The 16,479-nt window shown below is 73.4% G+C and carries 13 protein-coding genes; 5 read left to right on the top strand and 8 right to left on the bottom strand.

Annotation, left to right across the window (positions count from 1 at the left end):
* The first annotated feature begins 125 nt into the window (after positions 1–125).
* Genes DJ476_RS00235 through DJ476_RS00220 form a run of 4 tightly spaced genes read left to right on the top strand, consistent with a single transcriptional unit; the run spans position 126 to position 4,624 of the window.
* Positions 126–1,103, top strand: a complete 978-nt coding sequence (locus DJ476_RS00235; RefSeq protein ID WP_181006648.1) for a carbohydrate ABC transporter permease — start codon at positions 126–128, stop codon at positions 1,101–1,103.
* Positions 1,100–2,032: a carbohydrate ABC transporter permease gene (locus DJ476_RS00230; RefSeq protein ID WP_103420809.1), complete on the top strand. Its 933-nt coding sequence runs from the start codon at positions 1,100–1,102 to the stop codon at positions 2,030–2,032. Before DJ476_RS00235 ends, DJ476_RS00230 begins: the two co-directional genes overlap by 4 nt.
* Positions 2,029–3,075 (top strand): hydroxyacid dehydrogenase, encoded by a 1,047-nt coding sequence (locus DJ476_RS00225; protein WP_404827433.1) that lies wholly within the window; start codon positions 2,029–2,031, stop codon positions 3,073–3,075. The genes DJ476_RS00230 and DJ476_RS00225 overlap by 4 nt, the downstream gene beginning before the upstream one ends.
* Before the next feature lie 28 nt (positions 3,076–3,103).
* Positions 3,104–4,624, top strand: a complete 1,521-nt coding sequence (locus tag DJ476_RS00220; protein WP_112489490.1) for an HAD-IA family hydrolase — start codon at positions 3,104–3,106, stop codon at positions 4,622–4,624.
* On the opposite strand, the gene DJ476_RS00215 is transcribed toward DJ476_RS00220, so the two are convergent.
* The 6 genes from DJ476_RS00215 to DJ476_RS00190 all read right to left on the bottom strand — a co-directional run bounded on the left by DJ476_RS00215 (position 4,621) and on the right by DJ476_RS00190 (position 11,472).
* On the bottom strand, positions 4,621–5,490 hold the full coding sequence (locus tag DJ476_RS00215; protein ID WP_112489489.1) for a class II fructose-bisphosphate aldolase: 870 nt from the start codon (positions 5,488–5,490) through the stop codon (positions 4,621–4,623). The genes DJ476_RS00220 and DJ476_RS00215 overlap by 4 nt on opposite strands.
* Positions 5,491–5,548: 58 nt before the next feature.
* Positions 5,549–6,433, bottom strand: a complete 885-nt coding sequence (locus DJ476_RS00210; protein ID WP_112489488.1) for an SIS domain-containing protein — start codon at positions 6,431–6,433, stop codon at positions 5,549–5,551.
* A 184-nt stretch (positions 6,434–6,617) separates the two neighbouring features.
* On the bottom strand, positions 6,618–8,828 hold the full coding sequence (locus DJ476_RS00205; RefSeq protein WP_103420817.1) for a HelD family protein: 2,211 nt from the start codon (positions 8,826–8,828) through the stop codon (positions 6,618–6,620).
* A 190-nt stretch (positions 8,829–9,018) separates the two neighbouring features.
* Complete coding sequence (locus tag DJ476_RS00200) at positions 9,019–9,447, bottom strand: pyridoxamine 5'-phosphate oxidase family protein (protein WP_103420819.1); 429 nt, start codon at positions 9,445–9,447, stop codon at positions 9,019–9,021.
* A gap of 136 nt (positions 9,448–9,583) precedes the next feature.
* Positions 9,584–10,507, bottom strand: a complete 924-nt coding sequence (locus tag DJ476_RS00195; RefSeq protein WP_103420821.1) for a serine hydrolase — start codon at positions 10,505–10,507, stop codon at positions 9,584–9,586.
* Entirely contained in the window at positions 10,504–11,472 is a 969-nt protein-coding gene (locus DJ476_RS00190) for a LysR family transcriptional regulator (protein ID WP_112489487.1), read from the bottom strand. Before DJ476_RS00190 ends, DJ476_RS00195 begins: the two co-directional genes overlap by 4 nt.
* Positions 11,473–11,797: 325 nt before the next feature.
* Between DJ476_RS00190 and bla the strand changes: the two genes are divergently transcribed.
* Positions 11,798–12,718 carry a class A beta-lactamase gene (bla, locus tag DJ476_RS00185; protein WP_404827578.1) on the top strand — a complete coding sequence of 307 codons (921 nt, stop codon included), beginning with the start codon at positions 11,798–11,800 and terminating at the stop codon, positions 12,716–12,718.
* Between the two features lie 13 nt (positions 12,719–12,731).
* Here bla and DJ476_RS00180 read toward each other — a convergent pair whose 3' ends face one another.
* Positions 12,732–14,456 (bottom strand): thiopeptide-type bacteriocin biosynthesis protein, encoded by a 1,725-nt coding sequence (locus DJ476_RS00180; RefSeq protein ID WP_103420827.1) that lies wholly within the window; start codon positions 14,454–14,456, stop codon positions 12,732–12,734.
* Positions 14,457–14,523: 67 nt separating this feature from the next.
* A complete protein-coding gene (locus DJ476_RS00175; RefSeq protein ID WP_318294245.1) occupies positions 14,524–16,476 on the bottom strand; it encodes a TOMM precursor leader peptide-binding protein in 1,953 nt (650 codons plus the stop codon).
* Between the last annotated feature and the right edge of the window lie 3 nt (positions 16,477–16,479).

The following is a 16,479-nucleotide window of genomic DNA, read 5'->3' as shown; positions in this document are numbered from 1 at the left end:
CGCCCAGTAGCCCGGCGCCCGGTCGGCGGGGCCCGGTACGGAAGGCGACCCCCCTTCCGTACCGCCCCACCCCCGGCGCCCTCATCCCCCGCCCGTTCCCGCTCATCCCGCCGAAGGAGCACCAGGTGGCAGCCCCACTCACCCGGCCGGCCGAGACCCCACCGCCGCGGCCCGCACCGCTGACGAAGCGCCCCGCCCGTGCGACCGGCGGCCCCGGCGCCCGGCGCGGACAGCGCCGGGCCGTGGCCCTGTTCACGGTGCCGTTCTTCGCCCTCTTCACCGCCGTCACCGTCCTGCCGATGCTCTACGCGGCCTGGATGAGCCTCTTCCGCGAGGAGTCCTCCGGCCTCGGATTCGGCGGCGCCGAACGCGTCTTCGCCGGATTCGGCAACTTCACCGAAGCCCTCGGCAACGAAGCCTTCCTCCGCTCCTTCGGCCACATCGCCTTCTACTGCGCCCTCTACATCCCCGCCATGGTCGGCGGCGCGCTCATTCTCGCCCTGCTCGTCGACTCGGCCATGGCCCGGGCCCGCCGCTTCTTCCAGATCGCCTACTTCCTGCCGCACGCGGTTCCCGGCCTGATCGCCTCGCTCATCTGGCTCTACCTCTACACGCCGGGGCTCAGCCCGATCATCGACGTGCTCGACGCGTTCGGCGCGCACTGGAACTTCTTCGGCCAGGACGAGGCGATCTACTCCGTCGTCAACATCTCCGCCTGGCAGTGGACCGGCTACAACATGATCATTTTCTACGCGGGGCTCCAGGCCGTCCCGCGCGAGGTCCTGGAGGCCGCGACCGTCGACGGCTCCGGCGCCCTGCGCACCGCCCTCCAGGTCAAGGTCCCCATGATCCGGCCCACCGTCGTCCTGACCCTGCTCTTCACCTGCGTCGGCGCCATCCAGCTCTTCGACGCCCCCAAACTCGTCCAGCTCCGCGCCAACACCATGGGCGAGGACTGGTCACCGACCATGTTCATCTACACCGCGGCCTTCAAGGGCCACGACTACGGCCTGGCCGCCGCGAGTTCCCTGATCCTCGCCCTCGTCGCCGGCCTGCTGTCCTTCGTCGTCACCAAGCTCGGCAACCGGTGGAAGGCCTCATGAGCACCCAGACAGCCACCCCCGACGCACCCGCGGCCCACGAACCCGGCACCCGGGCCGCACACCGGCCGTCCCCGCCCCGGCGCCCCCGCCGCACCCAGGGGCTCACCTCGAAGGTCGCGGTCAACGCCGTCCTGGCCGTCGTCGCCGTCTACACCCTGATGCCGCTGACCTGGCTGTTCATCGCCGCCACCAAGAACTACCGCGACCTGTTCGCCACCAACCCCTTCAGCCTCGGGGACTTCCACCTCCTGTCCAACCTGGAGGCCCTGTTCGCGTACAACGACGGGCTGTACGGCCGCTGGCTCCTCAACAGCCTCCTCTACACCCTGGTCGCGGCCGTCCTCTCCACCCTGGTCTCCGTCGCCTGCGGCTACGCCTTCGACAAATACGCCTTCAGGGGCAAGGAGAAGCTGTTCGGCGTCGTCCTCGTCGGCGTCCTGATCCCCTCCACCGTCGTCCAGCTCCCGCTGTACCTGATGGCCTCCCAGCTCGGCCTCGTCGACACCTACTGGGCCGTGCTGATCCCCAGCCTCGTCAACCCGTTCGGCGTCTACCTCGCCCGCGTCTTCTCCGAGGGGTACGTACCGGGAGAGGTCCTGGAAGCCGCCCGGGTCGACGGGGCGGGGGAGATCAGGACCTTCACCGAGGTCGCCCTGCCGATGCTCGCACCCGGCTTCGTGACCATCTTCCTGTTCTCGTTCACCGCCAACTGGAACAACTTCTACGGCGCGCTGATGATGCTCAACGACGAGCGCCTCTACCCCGTCAACCTCGGCCTGTTCATGTGGAACCAGAACGTCTACCAGCAGCCCGAGCTGTACCCCCTGGTCATCATCGGGTCGCTGGTCGCCGTCGTCCCGCTGATCGTCGCCTTCCTCTGCCTGCAGCGCTTCTGGCGCTCGGGCCTCACCGCAGGAGCCGTCAAGTGAGCCGCCCCGCCACGCCGTCCACCCGGCCCCGCACCCGCCCCCGTACCGTCCTGGCGATGAGCGGGGAGACCCGCGACGCGATCCTCCGCCCGACGGCCCTGGAACGCCTCGCCCGGGTGGCGGACATCCAACCCGCCCTGCTCGTCACCGACTTCGGCGCCGACGACCCGGCCCAGCGCGCCGCCCTGCGGGACGCCGAGGCCCTCTTCACCGGCTGGGGCTGCCCGCCCCTGGACGCCTCCGCGCTGAGCGCCATGCCCCGCCTGCGGACGGTCGTCCACGCGGCCGGGTCGGTCAAGCACCACATCACCCAGGACGTCTGGGACCGGGGCATCACCGTCTCCACGGCCGCCACCGCCAACGCCCTCCCGGTCGCGGAGTACACGGTCGCGGCGATCCTCTTCGCCAACAAGAACGTCCTGGAGAGCGCCCGCGTCTACCGCGAATCCCGCAGCCGGGTCAACCTGCTCACCGCCTTCCCGTCCATCGGCAACTACCGCCGTACGGTGGGGATCGTCGGCGCCTCCCGCATCGGTCGCCGGGTCGCGGAGCTGCTGCGCCCCTTCGACCTCCGCCTCCTCGCCCACGACCCGTATCTCGGCGAGGAGAGCGCCCAGGCCCTCGGCGTGGAGCGCACCGACCTGGACAGGCTCGCCCGGCAGAGCGATGTCGTCACGATCCACGCCCCCGAACTCCCGCAGACGCGACACCTGTTCGACGCCGGGCGGCTCGCCCTCATGCGGGACGGCGCGACGCTCGTCAACACCGCACGCGGCTCCCTGGTCGACACCGACGCCCTGGTCAAGGAGCTGGTCACCGGCCGCCTGAACGCCGTGCTCGACCACACCGAGCCCGAAGTGCTGCCCGCCGACTCGCCGTTGTACGACCTGCCGAACGTGCTGCTCACCCCGCACATCGCCGGCTCCCAGGGCGGCGAGCTGCACCGGCTGGCCGACGCGGCGGTCGACGAGCTGGAACGGTACGCCCACGGCCTGCCGTTCGCCCACGCGGTGGACCCCCGCACCCTCCATCAGCAGGCCTGACCCCTGACAGCCCTTCGGAAGGCACTCCATGCCCCGCGCCCGCCGGGTGCTCGTCGTCGGCATCGACGGCGTACGCCTCGACACCCTCGCCCGCGTCCCCACCCCGCACCTCGACACGGTGGCCGACTCCGGATTCCTGGCCCCCGTGACGGTCACGGAGTCCACCCCCACCATGTCCGGCCCCTGCTGGGCGACGATCGTCACCGGCGTCCGCGTCACCAAGCACGCCGTGTGGTCCAACGACTTCGGCGGCCACCGCCTCGGCGTCTTCCCGGACTTCACCACCCGCCTGGCCCGCCAGGACGGCCGCCGCACCTATGTCGCGGCGGCCTGGGAACCGCTGGTCACCGTGGCCGACGGCGGCCCGATGTTCCGCCGCCCCACCCGGCTCACCCACCACGCCCCGGCCGCCGACACCCCCGGGGCCTGGGAGGAGGCGGACGAGACGACCGTCCGCGACGCCGTCGCCGTCCTGACCCACGAGGACCCCGAGGCTTCCTTCGTCTACCTCGGCGCCCCCGACGAGACCGCCCACCACCTCGGCTGCGGAACGGCGTACGAGCAGTCCATCGCCTCGGCCGACCGCCGCCTCGGCCGTCTCCTCACCGCCCTGCGCGAGCGTCCGACGTACGGGGAGGAGGCCTGGACCGTCCTCGTCGTCACCGACCACGGGCACCGGGACGAAGGCGGCCACGGAGGGAACAGCGAGACCGAACGCACCGCCTGGCTGGCCTGCGCGGGCCCGGACATCACGGCGGGCGCCACCCCCGTACGCCCGGTCCGGCACGAGGACGTCGCCGCCCAGGTGTACGCGGCGCTCGACCGGGCCCCCGACTCGCACTGGACCCTCGACGGCACCGCCGTACCGACCCTGCCGCAGGCCGTACTCCTCGACATGGACGGCACGTTGGTGGACACCGAACCCCTGTGGCTGGAGGCCGTCCGCGAGGTCGCCGCCGCCCACGGCCACACCCTCACCGGCGAGGAGGGCGCCTGGGCCCTCGGCCGGAGCTGCGCCGACACGGCGGCCCACCTCGCGAAGCTGTGCCCGCAGACCGGCGACCAGGTCCTGGAAGCAGCCCTGGAGGAGACGTTCCTCGCGGCCGTGGAGGCGGGCGTCGAGCCCCGACCCGGCGCCCGCGCCCTGCTCGACCGGCTGGCCGACGGGAACATCCCCGCCGCCCTGGTGTCCGCCTCCCCGCGCCGGGTCGTGGACGCGGTGCTCAAGACGCTGGGCGGTGAGGCGTTCCGTACGACGGTGGCCGACGGCGAGACCGAGCGCTCCAAGCCCCACCCGGACCCCTACCTCGAAGCGGCGGCCCGCCTCCGACTCCCGCCCGCCGCCTGCCTGGTGGTCGAGGACAGTCCCACCGGCATCGCGGCGGCCGAGGCGGCGGGCTGCCGGGTGGTGGCCGTCCCCTCGGGAGCACCGGTCCACCCGGCCCCGGGCCGACGGGTGCTGGACCTCCCGGCGCTCGTGGCCGCATGGGGCGATCCCCAGGGCCCGAAGCCCGCCGCGCGCGACGACGGCAGTAGGGCCACGTCCTAGACGGGCTTCACAGCTGCCGAGGACAACACCGCCATCATCCGGGTCACCGTCCGGGCCATCGCGTCCCGCCCCTGCGCGAGGTAGGGGCGGGGGTCGACACCCCGCTCGTCCCGGGCGAGCCGCTCCCGTATCGCGCCGGTCATCGCGATGTTGAGGGCGGTCCCGATGTTGACCTTGGCGATCCCTCCGGCCACGGCCCGGGCCAGCTCCTCGTCGGACGCGCCGGACGAACCGTGCAGCACCAGCGGGACCGGTACCGCGTCCCGGAGCCGGGCCAGCAGGCCGTGGTCGATCCGGGCGTCGCGCGAGGTCATGGCGTGCGAGGTGCCGACGGCCACGGCCAGTGCGTCGACCCCGGTGGCGGTGACGAAGGCCAGGGCCTCGTCCGGATCCGTACGGGCTCCGGGCGCGTGGGCGTCGAGCGGAGGCTCCCCGTTCTTCCCGCCGACCTGGCCGAGTTCGGCCTCCAGCCGGAGCCCTTCTCCGTGCGCCCAGACGGCGGCGGCGCGGGTGGCCGCCAGGTTCTCCGCGTACGGCAGCCGGGCGGCGTCGAACATCGCGGAGCTGAACCCGCACTCCGCCGCCTGGTGCAGCAGCTCGGGGGAGTGGACATGGTCGAGATGGAGCGCGACCGGTACGGCGGCGGCCCGGGCCGTCTCGTGCGCGGCGCGGGCCAGCGGGCGCAGCCTGCCGCCGTGGTACTTGACCGCGTTCTCGCTGATCTGGAGGATCACCGGCGCCCGGGCCGCCTCGGCCCCCTCCACGATGGCTTCCGCGTGCTCCAGGGTGATGACGTTGAACGCGGCGACCGCACCGCGCCGGGCTGCGGCTTCGGCGATCAGCTCGCCGGTGGCGGCGATGGGCATGGCAACTCCGTGGTGAGAGGCCGTCAGGCAGAGGCCCTGGGACGGCGGTGAGGGACCGTCAGGACGTGCTGAGGATGACCGAGCGCGTCAGATGGCGCGGCCGGTCCGGGTCCAGGCCGCGGCTCGCCGCGATGGCCAGCGCCAGCCGCTGCACCCGGACCAGCTCCGCCAGCGGGTCGAGCCCGCCGGCCACCCACCGGGCGCCCGTCGCGTGGACCTCGTCGGAGAGCCCGGTCGGCGCGTCACCGAGCATCCAGGTGGCGGTGGAGTGGGTGGAGATGCTGATCGGGCCGTGCCGGTACTCCATCGCCGGATACGCCTCGCTCCAGGCGAGCGCCGCCTCCCGCATCTTCAGCGCCGCCTCGTTGGCGAGCCCCACGCTCCAGCCCCGCCCGAGGAAGGTGAACTGGGAGCACTCCACCAGCCCGGCCGGCAGCGGTTCGGCCAGCGCGACCTGCGCGTCCTCCACCACCGCATCGGTGTGCAGGCCCAGCTGGGCGCGGAGCAGGGTCAGCGCCGTGGTCGCGAACCGCGTCTGCACGACGGACTTCTCGTCCGCGAAGCCGAGCACCACCGCGTCGTCGGCCGTCGTCGCCATGGGGCTGTCGGGGTCCCCGATGACGACGGTCCGCCGGGTGGTGCCCCGGAGCTGCGCGAGCAGGCCGAGCACCTCGGTCGTGGTGCCGGAGCGGCTCAGCGCCACGATCCGGTCGTAGCGGCGGCCGACGGGGAACTCCGACGCGGCGAAGGCGTCCGTCTCGCCCTGGCCGCTGCCCTCGCGGAGAGCCGCGTAGGCCTGGGCCATGAAGTACGAGGTGCCGCAGCCGACGACGGCGATGCGCTCACCGGCCGCCGGAAGCTGCTCCGCGGCCCCGTCCGCCAGGTCCGCCGCCCGCTGCCAGCAGTCGGGCTGACTGGCCAGCTCCCGTGCCACATGCGTCATCAGAATCTCCCCATCCCTGCGCGTGCGATGCTCGAATCTGCATACTAAGCGCGAGTTTCAAGCACTATCAAGCAGGAGATTGCACGTTCCGCGCCACCCGGACACAGAAACGCCCCCCGGTCGGACCGGGGGGCGAGACAGGACGGGAAGGGACGGACGGGACAGGGCGAGAGGGCGGACGGGGTCAGCGCAGCGCCGAGGGCAGCTCCTCCCGGTGGACGACCCCGAGCCGCTGCGTGGCCCGGGTCAGAGCCACGTACAGATCGCTCGTCCCGTACCGGCCGGGCTCCACGACCAGCACATGGTCGAACTCCAGCCCCTTCGCCTGCCGCGGGTCGAGCAGCACCACCGACCGGGTGAGATCGGGCTCGGCCCCCGCCACCACCCCCTCCAGCGGCCCGGCGACCTCCTCGTGCAGCTCACGCGGCGCGATCACCGCGAGCCGTCCCTCCCCGGGCGTCAGCTCCGCGACGGCCTTCGCCACCGCGCCCGCCAGATCCTCACCGGCCTCCCGCACCCACGGCTCCTCACCGGTGGACCGCACCGAACCGGGCGCGACGAAGGAGGGGTTCCGCTCCCGGACGACCCGGGCGGCCAACTCCATGATCTCGGCGGGCGTACGGTAGTTGACCCCGAGCGTCACATGCTCGAAGCGGTCACCCACGTACGGATCGAGGATCTTCTCCCACGAACCGACACCCGCCTCCTCGGACGTCTGGGCCGGATCGCCCACCAGCGTCAGCGAACGGGTCGGGGAGCGCCGCATCAGCAGCCGCCACGCCATCGGCGACAGTTCCTGCGCCTCGTCCACGATGATGTGCCCGAACGCCCAGGTCCGGTCGGCGGCCGCCCGCTCGGCGGCGCTGCGGTGGTCGATCTCCTCGTGCCGCTCCGCCATGCGCTCGGCGTCGATGATGTCGTGGGCGGCGAGCACCTCGGACTCCTCGTCCTCGAACTCGTACGTCTCCGAACCCCGCGAGAGCTCCAACAGCCCCTGCGCGTACGCGATCCGCTCCTGCCGCTCCGCCTCGGCGGCCGCCCGCTCCGCGCTGTCGTCGAACCCCAGCAGCTCGGCCGCCTCGTCGAGCAGCGGAACATCGGCGGGCGTCCACTCCCCGTCACCGGGCGCCCGCCGCAACGCCTCGGCGTCCGCCTCCGGTACGTACACGGGCTCGGCCAGGTATCCGGCGAGGAACTCTTGCGGGGTGAGGACGGGCCACAGCGACTCGATCGCCTCATGCACCTCGGGGCTCATGGCGACGGCCTTGCCGAGCTGCGCGATGTCGTCCGGCCCGAGGAAGTTGGGCCCGCCGTACGGGTCGGCGCCGATCCGCTCGGTGAGCTGCTCGGTCAGCGCGTCGACGATCCGGAAGGCGAAGTGCGGGCGGGCCAGGTTGTGCGGCAGCAGGGTGTCACGGGCCGCCTGCCGGGCCTCGTACGCGATCTCCCAGTCCAGGATCAGGTCCCCGTCGTCGTGCGGGATGACCAACGGCGCACCCGGCTCCGGCAGTTGCTGCCGGTCGCGTACGGCGAGGGCGAGGGCCTCCGCCATGTGCGCCCCGCCCTTCACGGCCGCCGCGCGGGGCGTGTCGGTGCCGGTGGCGTGGACGCCCGGGAAGAGTTCGGCCTGCGTGGCGAGCAGGACGCCGGTCTCCCCGAGCGCGGGCAGCACCTCCGCGATGTACCGCAGGAAGGCCGGGTTGGGCCCCACGATCAGCACCGCCCGCTTGGCCAGCACCTCGCGGTGTTCGTACAGCAGGAACGCGGCCCGGTGCAGCGCCACCGCCGTCTTCCCGGTGCCGGGCCCGCCCTCGACGACGAGCACACCCCGGTGCGGGGCGCGGATGATGCGGTCCTGCTCCGCCTGGATCGTCCGCACGATGTCGCCCATGCGGCCGGTGCGGGCGGAGTTCAGCGCGGCCAGGAGGACGGCGTCCCCGTTCGGGTCCTCGAAACCGGTTCGGTCCTCGTCCCCCAGATCCAGGATCTCGTCATGCAGCTCGGTGACCGTACGCCCCTCGGTGGTGATGTGCCGACGCCGACGCAGCCCCATCGGCACATGCCCGGTCGCGAGATAGAAAGGCCGCGCGACCGGCGCCCGCCAATCGATGAGAAGAGGCGTGTGCTCGGCATCGTCCTCACGGATCCCGATGCGCCCGATATGGTGCGCGACACCGTCGGAAAGGTCGATCCGCCCGAAACAGAGCGAGCCGTCCACCGCGTTCAGCGCGGCGAGCAGCCCCGACCGCTCCGCCACCAGCACATCCCGCTCCAGCCGGGCCTGCAGCCCGGTCCCCACCGGCGTCAGCGCCTGCTCGACGTCCCGGGCCGTGACCCCGCGCAGCTCGTCGACGCGCGCATGGACACGGTCGATGAATTCCTGCTCTTCCCGCAATTCGACGGCTTCCCGGTTTGACAAAACGGCTCCCTGCCGGATATGGTTCTTCTTATAAGGCCTCCGCGTGAGGCCTTTCTGCGTGAGCGCAGAAGAATCCAATATACGCGGCAAAATCCCTGGTACGCAATTGCGCCGACCAGGGATTTTCTGTGCCCGGCCCGGTTCCGCCGACGGGGCGGGCCGCCGTTCAGAACCCTCCGAGGTCCGAACTCAGCCAGCGCTGCGGCCGCATGTGGATGACCACCTGCTCACCGTGTTCCTTCCAGGCGAAGTCGACGTACGCCTCGACCTTCTCCGCGGGCAGATAGCGCGACGAGATCTCCACCAGCTGCTCACGGGTGGCGGGGAGCGTCGAGACGACCGGACCCTCCACGGACACATAGCGGACGGTCGGGGTGAGCCGGTCGACCATCAGGGAGAACCGCCCCGCCGCGCCGATCAGCCGGCCCTTGCGGGAATCACGCCCCGTCATGATCCAAAGGTCCCCGCCGGGTTCGTACTGGTACCAGATCGGCACGGTGAGCGGGGCCCGCCCCCTCTCCGCCGAGTCCACCGCCAGCGCGGCGACATGGGGTTCGGCCAGGAACTGTTCGCGCTCGTCACGGGTCAGTGCCACGGGTGCTCCTCCATCGAGTCCATCGAGTCCGACGAGTCCGTCGGATCCGACGAGTCCGTCGAATCCACCGAACGGGATGTCCTGCGCCCAGAATGCTCCACCCCGCCCCCGACGGCCGGTCGGGCGCCCCGGCGGGTCAGACGCCGTGACCCCGGCGCAGCTCCTCCACCGCGACCCGGGCCACCGCACCGATCACCGCGTCCGCGCGCGGGAGCTTCCGGTCGGCGCGGGCGGCCTGGGTGAAGACCACCGCCGTGTAGCGGCTGCCGTCCGCCAGCTCCACCACCCCCGCCTCGTGGCGCATGGAACCGAACGTGCCGGTCTTGCCGTGGACGGCCACGTCGTCGTACGGGAACCCGGAGGCGAGCCGGTGGGTCCACGGCTGGGTGCCCATCGCCGCGCGCATGAAGGCGCAGCTCTCCGGGGACGCGGCCTCGTCCGTCCAGATCGCCCGGAGCAGCCGCGCGGTCTCGGCCGGGGTGGAGGACGCCTTGTACGCGGGGTCGTAGACGTCCGCCGGGGCGACGGTGTCGTTGTCCGCGACCCGGGCCATGGCGGCGTCCAGCGACCCGGCGCCCGTATCGGCGAGCAGCCGGTCGTACGTGCCGACCACCCCGCCGTGGATCCGGGTGTGCGGCAGACCGAGATCGGCACACATCCGGTCGACGGCATCGGTACCCACCGCCCGGAGCACGGCATGGGCCGCGGTGTTGTCGGAGATGCTCATCATCTGCACCGCCAGGTCACGCAGCGACATGGTGACCGGGTCGCGGAGGATGGACAGGCCGGTGGGGCCCGCCACCCGGTCGGCCGCCTCCAGCGTGAGCCGGTGGCGCGGGTCGAGCCGCCCCGCGTCGGCCAGCCGGCAGAAGGCGGCCATCAGCGCGATCTTGTAGACGGAGCCCATCGGCACCGGCTCGTCCGGATCGAGGGCGACCCGGGCCGACGGCCGGTCCAGCTCCGCCACATGGAGCCAGCCTCGCACGCCCGCGTCGTCGAACAGCGAGCGGATGGTCCGCTCCACCCCGCCCCCGCCGCCGCTGTGCCGGGTTCCGCTCATCGGGCCGCTCCCTCGGCCAGGGCGTTCTCCAGCAGCCGGGCGGTCGCGGCCGGATCCTCCGAGGCCGCACCGGACCGCCGGGGGTTCCAGACGACCCGGAGCCGCAGGGGGAGCGGCGGGTCGGTCGCCCGCCGCCGCTCGACCCGGGAGGCCGTCAGCGTCTCGTCGGCCGTGACCAGGACGGCCTGGCCCGCCGCCACCAGCGCCAGCCCGGCCCGCTCGTCCGCGACCACCACCGTCTCCACCCGTCGGCCCCGGCTCGCCAGCGTGTCCACGAACAGGTCATGGGCGGCGGGCGCCTCGCCCCGGGGACGTACGGCCACGGGCAGCCGCCGGACCGCCGCACCACCGGCCTCCGCGGCACCACCGGACTCTGCCGCACCACCGGACTCCGCCGCGCCGCCGCTGTCCGCCGGCCGGTCCGGGCCCGCCGGACCGGCCGGGGTGGCGGACCCGGCCGGGGTGAGGATCCACGTCGGCAGGAGGACCACCTGCCCGGCGGCGAGGCCGTGCAGGACCGACGGGTGCCGGACCACCGCGAGGTCCAGCCGGCCCGAGGCGACATCGGAGAGCAACGACGCGCTCGGGGCCGTCACCGTGCTGATCCGGGCCCGGTCACCGGCCCGGACCGGCGCGGCCGCCACATCGGCCGCGAGCGGCGCCGGCACCTCGGGTGCCAGCCCCAGCCGCAGCCTGCGGCCGTCCGCGTGCTCACGGGCACCGGTCTCCCGCAGCTCGGCCAGCGCGGCGAGGGCCCTGCGGGCGTGCGGGAGCAGGAGCGCGCCCTCCTCGGTGAGGAAGACCCCGCGCTCCCGCTCGAACAGCCGGACGCCGAGCAGCGCCTCCAGCCGCCGCAACCCCTGGGAGAGCGGCGGCTGGGTGATCCCCACCCGCTGGGCGGCGGCGCCGAAATGCTCCTCCTCCGCCAGCGCGACGAAGATTTCCAGGTGCCGTTCCGTCAGCACTCCGCCTCCCTGGCATGCGGTGATATGGCCAATGAATCACTCCGATGCCGAGATTGTATTCGACATGCCGACCGGCGGCGGGTTTGACTCCGGGAAGGCCGACACAGCGGCCCGCACTCCGTGCCGGAACCGGTCCGTGACCGGGCCCAGGCGCGCCACGATCACCGCCGGCCGGTCGCACGACGATCCGCCGACCGCACGATCACCGTCGAGAGAGAGGTCTTCCGCCGTGCCTTCCAGCCCTCCCGCCTTTACCCCTCCCACCGACGCCACCGAGGTCCCTGCCGCTCCCGCCCCCGCCTCCCGCCGTTCCGTACTCGCCGCGCTGGCCGGTGCCGCGCTGCTCCCGCTCACCGGCTGTTCCACGGGCGGACCGGACACCCCGTCCGGTGCGGCGAACGGCCCGGACGGCGGGAGCCCCGGCCCGACCCCGTCGGCCTCGACCACGCCCCGCAAGACCCTGCCCCGCACGGACCGCGCCTTCGCCGAGCTGGAGCGGAAGTTCGACGCCCGGCTCGGCGTGTACGCGGTCGACACCGGCGACGGACGGGCCGTCACCCACCGCCCCGACGAACGGTTCGCCTACGCTTCCACCTGCAAGGCCCTGCTCTCCGGTGCCGTCCTGGCCAGGAAGAGCCTTCCGCAGATGGAACGCCTCGTGCGCTACGGCCAGGAGGAGATCATCAGCCACTCGCCGATCACCGAGAAGCACGTCGCCACCGGCATGACCCTCCGCGAACTCTGCGACGCCACCATCCGCTACAGCGACAACGCCGCCGCCAACCTCCTCTTCCGCGAACTGGGCGGCCCCCGGGGCCTCCAGGACGCCCTGCGCGGAATCGGGGACGACGTCACCCGCTGCGACCGCTACGAGATCGCCCTCAGCGACGCCACGCCCGGCGACCTCCGTGACACCAGCACGCCCCGCGCCCTGGCGACGGACCTGCGCGCGTACGCTCTCGGCCCCGCCCTCCCGGCGGAGAAGCGGGCCCTCCTCACCGACTGGCTGAAGCGCAACACCACCGGGGACCACACCATCCGCGCGGGCACGCCCCGTGGCTGGGTGGTCGGTGACAAGACCGGCACCGGGGGCTACGGGACCCGTAACGACATCGCCATCGTCTGGCCCCCGGGCGCCGCCCCGATCGCGATCGCCGTCCTCTCCCGCCGCGACGTCAAGGACGCCGAATCCGACGACGCCCTGATCGCCGGGGCGGCCAAGGTCGCGCTGGAAGCGTTCGCCTGACGGGTCCACGCGCCTACAGGGTGGGCAACTCCGGGTGGCGGCCCACCGGCAGGAGGTACTGGAGCGGCTGGTCCAGGTCGTCGAGCCCGAAGACCTCGTGCGCCAGATCGTCCCGGAACCCGCCGAGCGGCGTGGTCCCCAGCCGCAGCGCGGTGGCGGTGAGCAGCAGCGACTGTGCCAGGTGGCCCGCCTCCAGGAGCCCCAGCCGCAGGGCGCGCAGACCGTAGCGCTCCCGGAGCCGCCCCAGGTCCACGTAGAGCCCCAGCACCACCGGCAGCGCGTCCGGGACGATGCCGTCGGGGTCGTCCCCGGAGCGGGAGAGGTACGAGGAGAGCGACCTGATGTCGTCCAGGGCGGGGGCCGGACCGACGTACCGCAGCGAGCGCCGGTCCGGCACACACTGGTAGGTGCCCGGCGCCAGCCCCTCCACATCCAGCGCGATCAGCCGGAGACCGACCGTGTAGAGGGCGCCCGCGCTCGGATACGGCCGGTGGCGCATGAGGCGTTCACCGCCGTCCGCGAACCGGAGGACCGACTCGTGCCCGGACGCGTGCGCGCCCCACAGCAGGGTGCCGAGCGTCGCCGCGTCGAGAGGCCCGGTGAGCGAACCCCGCCGGGAGACACGGCTGTTCATCACCGTACGCAGCTCCGCCGCCGGGAACGGCCCTGCGGGCAGAGGGAGTTCGGGGCCTCCCCGGACGACGGGCCCACCGGACGGCTCACGGACCTGCTCCTCAACCTGATCTCGGGGTGGTACGTCGCGGGGCGCGGAGTCCTCCTCCCGCCCCAGGTGGAACTTGCTCCGCTCCAGGTACTGCCGGTCGGGCGAGGTGTGATCGTCCGGGAAGTACGAGGGATCCTCACCCCGGTCCAGCAGCGTCCGCGCGGCCAGCCGGCACACCGCCCGCTCCTCGTCGGGCGCCAAACCCAGCCGGTTGAGGAGCATGTGCAGCTGGGACGCCCAGATGTGCGGGCGGCCCGGCCGCGGGAGGCCGGAGCGCAGCGCCTGATCGGCGTCGCGCACGGCGTCGTACCAGTCGGTGAGCACGGCCGGGGCCGTCCCGTCGTTCAGCGCCTGCCGCACGGCGTGCGCACGGCTCACGAGACCGTCCCGCTGGAGCGCGTAGACGCTGTTGACCCTCGCATGGACGTACCGGGGGCCCAGCAGCGGTACGTCGTCGGCCCACCGCCAGCCCGCGGCGTGGCGCCGCAGCCACTGTGCCGCCGCCAGCCGGTCCGGGCCGCAGGCGAGGGCGGTGGCGTGCGCGAGATCGATGGCCAGGGCGAGCCGGGCGCTGCCGCGCGGGGTCTCCCGGACCGCCCGCACGGCCACGCGGCTGGAGCGTACGAACACCTCCTCGGCCACCGGCAGGGCGGCGGGCCCTCCGTAGCGCGCGGTCTCGGGAACGTACGGCACCGCACGGACCTCGGCGTGTTCCGCCTGCCCGGTCCCGGCATCGGCACTGGCCCCGGTGTCCGGCAGCCGTCCGGCCGCCTTCGCAAGGGCGTCCGCCAGGGACACAGCCGTCGGCTCCGACGCCCCGCGCACCCGGATCCGCAGATGGTGCCCGCCCTCGTCGTACCGGATGAAGAACCACCCACCGGCCTCGCCCCCGGCGACGAGCCCGTCGAGGAGCGGAGCCACCTCCTCGGTGAGGAAGGCGTCGACGTCCTCGGGGGTGGAGCGGAGGAAGCAGTGGAGGCTGAGCCAGGGGGTGTCGTCGGGGCCGTAGGTCACGGGATGAGTTCCTGCTCCGGTGAGGTGGTCGGTGGTCGGCGGCGGTCGCTCGTAGGCAGGGCGGGATTCACGGGAACGGGTGCGGGTGGAGGACGAGTTCGTCGTGGCGCACCACGCGCGGCGCACGCCCCAGCCGGAACGGCACCTCCAGCAGCCGGTCGAGCCCGAGCGTGCGCCGGTTGACATGGCCGAAGGTCATCGGCAGCGACCCCGGCACCACGACCTTCGCCGTGTGCAGTCCCAGCCGGTCCCGTACGACGGACTCGCTCAGCGGGACGGCGATGACCTCCAGGCCGAGACCGGCCAGCCGGGTCACGGTCTGCTCCAGCAGGGTCCGCACATCCGGTACGGGCTCCGGCGCCGCCGCCTCGGGCCAGACGTCCCGCCAGTCCGCCCCCGGACGGTCGGAGCCGTTCGGGTCGCCCGGGTCCTCCGGCCCGTCCTGGTCGAGGAAGTCCAGCCGGGGGAGGGCCTCGGGGAGGGTGTTGACGGCCACATGGTCCGCGAGCGTCCGCACCAGCTCGGGCCGCTCCAGCATCGGGAGCAGCCGCCGCCGGTCGAACATGTCCGGCTCGGCCCGGTGCCGGTGGACCGCGTTGACCACATTGGTCACCACCTCCGCGACGGCCGACCGGATCGCCGTACGCGGATGGTGGTGGCTCCCGGCGGCGACGAACGCCCGTGGCGCGGAGTCGGGTTCGCCCCGGTGCCGGGCGACGGCGATGACGGCGGGCACCCGGAAGTCGTTCGTCGCGTCGAACAGGGCCACCCGGTAACCGGCGAGCGACGCACGGTCCACGAGATGCGCCACCTCCAGGTCGTCCGCCGGAACGGAGACCCGCCGCAGCGGGGTGCGCGCGTACCAGGCCATCAGGAACGCGTCCCGCTCGGCCACCTCGAACAGCCCGTACAACGCCGCCTCGGCGGGGCTGTTGCCCAGCCCGCAGCCACTGGAGCACTCGTACACCACCCGGGGCCGCCCCGGGCTCGCATCCCAGTACGCCACGTGCTCGGGCACCGCCGTCGTACGGTCCCGAGTGAGGGACCAGCCGTGCACCCAGTCGAGTGCGAGATCCGGTGTGTACGGGACGGTCGCGGAGGCGGGGTGACCGTGGTGGACGGGGTCGGGCAGCCCGAGCCGCACCGGATCGACCGCCCGCCCGGGGCCCAGCTCCGCGAACGAGGCGCGCAGCACCGTCCGCCGGCCGGTGGGGCTCATCGACGCCAGGCGCTCCGCACCCTCGAAGAGCGCGACGCGCTCGCTGCTCTCGAAGTCGACGGACCGGCCGTAGCCGCCGTCCCGGAGGTGGCGGCCGTAGGTCACGTACGCACTGGTGAGGCTGTGTACGGACTCCTCGGTGCGCAGGATCTGGTGGACCGGCCCGAACCGTTCGTCGAACAGCACCTCCCGCAGACCCGCCACGTCCGTACGGGAGTTGGGCTCGCGCAGCGACTCCGGGTCGCACGGCGCACCCGGTGACCGGCGCGTCTCCGGACCGAAGTCCGCCTCGGCGGCCCCGGGCCCGTCCGGCGGCAGCGGCAGACAGACCGCGCACCCGCCGACCGGCTCCAGGCGGTGGGTCGACCAGGTGCCCCGGCCGTTGTGGACGACATGGACGAGCGCCCCGTCCCCGTCGGAGAGCGCTGCGGCCAGGACGGCGACGGCGTCGACGAACGCGGGGGAGGGGCGGCCCGCCAGCCGCAGCCCGGAGCTGTGCCACGGCACCCGGCCGCCGATCGTCGCGAGCCGCCGGTACTCACCGCACGCCAGACACCCCCGCGCGCCGGGCCGCAGCACGGGCCCCACGACAGTCAGCGCCCCGTCGCCCCGGACGGGGACGAGCGTCACCGGATGGTTCAGTGCATGGCGCGACAACTCCTCGGCCTCCCCCAAGGCCCAGGTGTCCAGGACCACGACCGCGCTGCCCTCGGTGAGGCGCAGGGCGTCGGCGGTGCCGAGGACGGCGGTCGCGGGCGTCTCCTCCGCCAGTGCCTGCCGGAGCGGGTCTGCGACGGTCACCGG

This window comes from Streptomyces bacillaris (assembly GCF_003268675.1).
GTDB lineage: Bacteria > Actinomycetota > Actinomycetes > Streptomycetales > Streptomycetaceae > Streptomyces > Streptomyces bacillaris.
Note: the sequence above shows the minus strand (reverse complement) of the source record. Positions and strands in the feature narration are given on the sequence as shown.

Excerpts from the sequence above, each read along its gene's own strand:
- DJ476_RS00230 (WP_103420809.1), top strand. The coding sequence starts at position 1,100 with ATGAGCACCCAGACAGCCACCCCCGACGCACCCGCGGCCCACGAACCC.
- DJ476_RS00220 (WP_112489490.1), top strand. The coding sequence starts at position 3,104 with ATGCCCCGCGCCCGCCGGGTGCTCGTCGTCGGCATCGACGGCGTACGC.
- DJ476_RS00215 (WP_112489489.1), bottom strand. The coding sequence starts at position 5,490 with ATGCCCATCGCCGCCACCGGCGAGCTGATCGCCGAAGCCGCAGCCCGG.
- DJ476_RS00210 (WP_112489488.1), bottom strand. The coding sequence starts at position 6,433 with ATGACGCATGTGGCACGGGAGCTGGCCAGTCAGCCCGACTGCTGGCAG.
- DJ476_RS00195 (WP_103420821.1), bottom strand. The coding sequence starts at position 10,507 with ATGAGCGGAACCCGGCACAGCGGCGGCGGGGGCGGGGTGGAGCGGACC.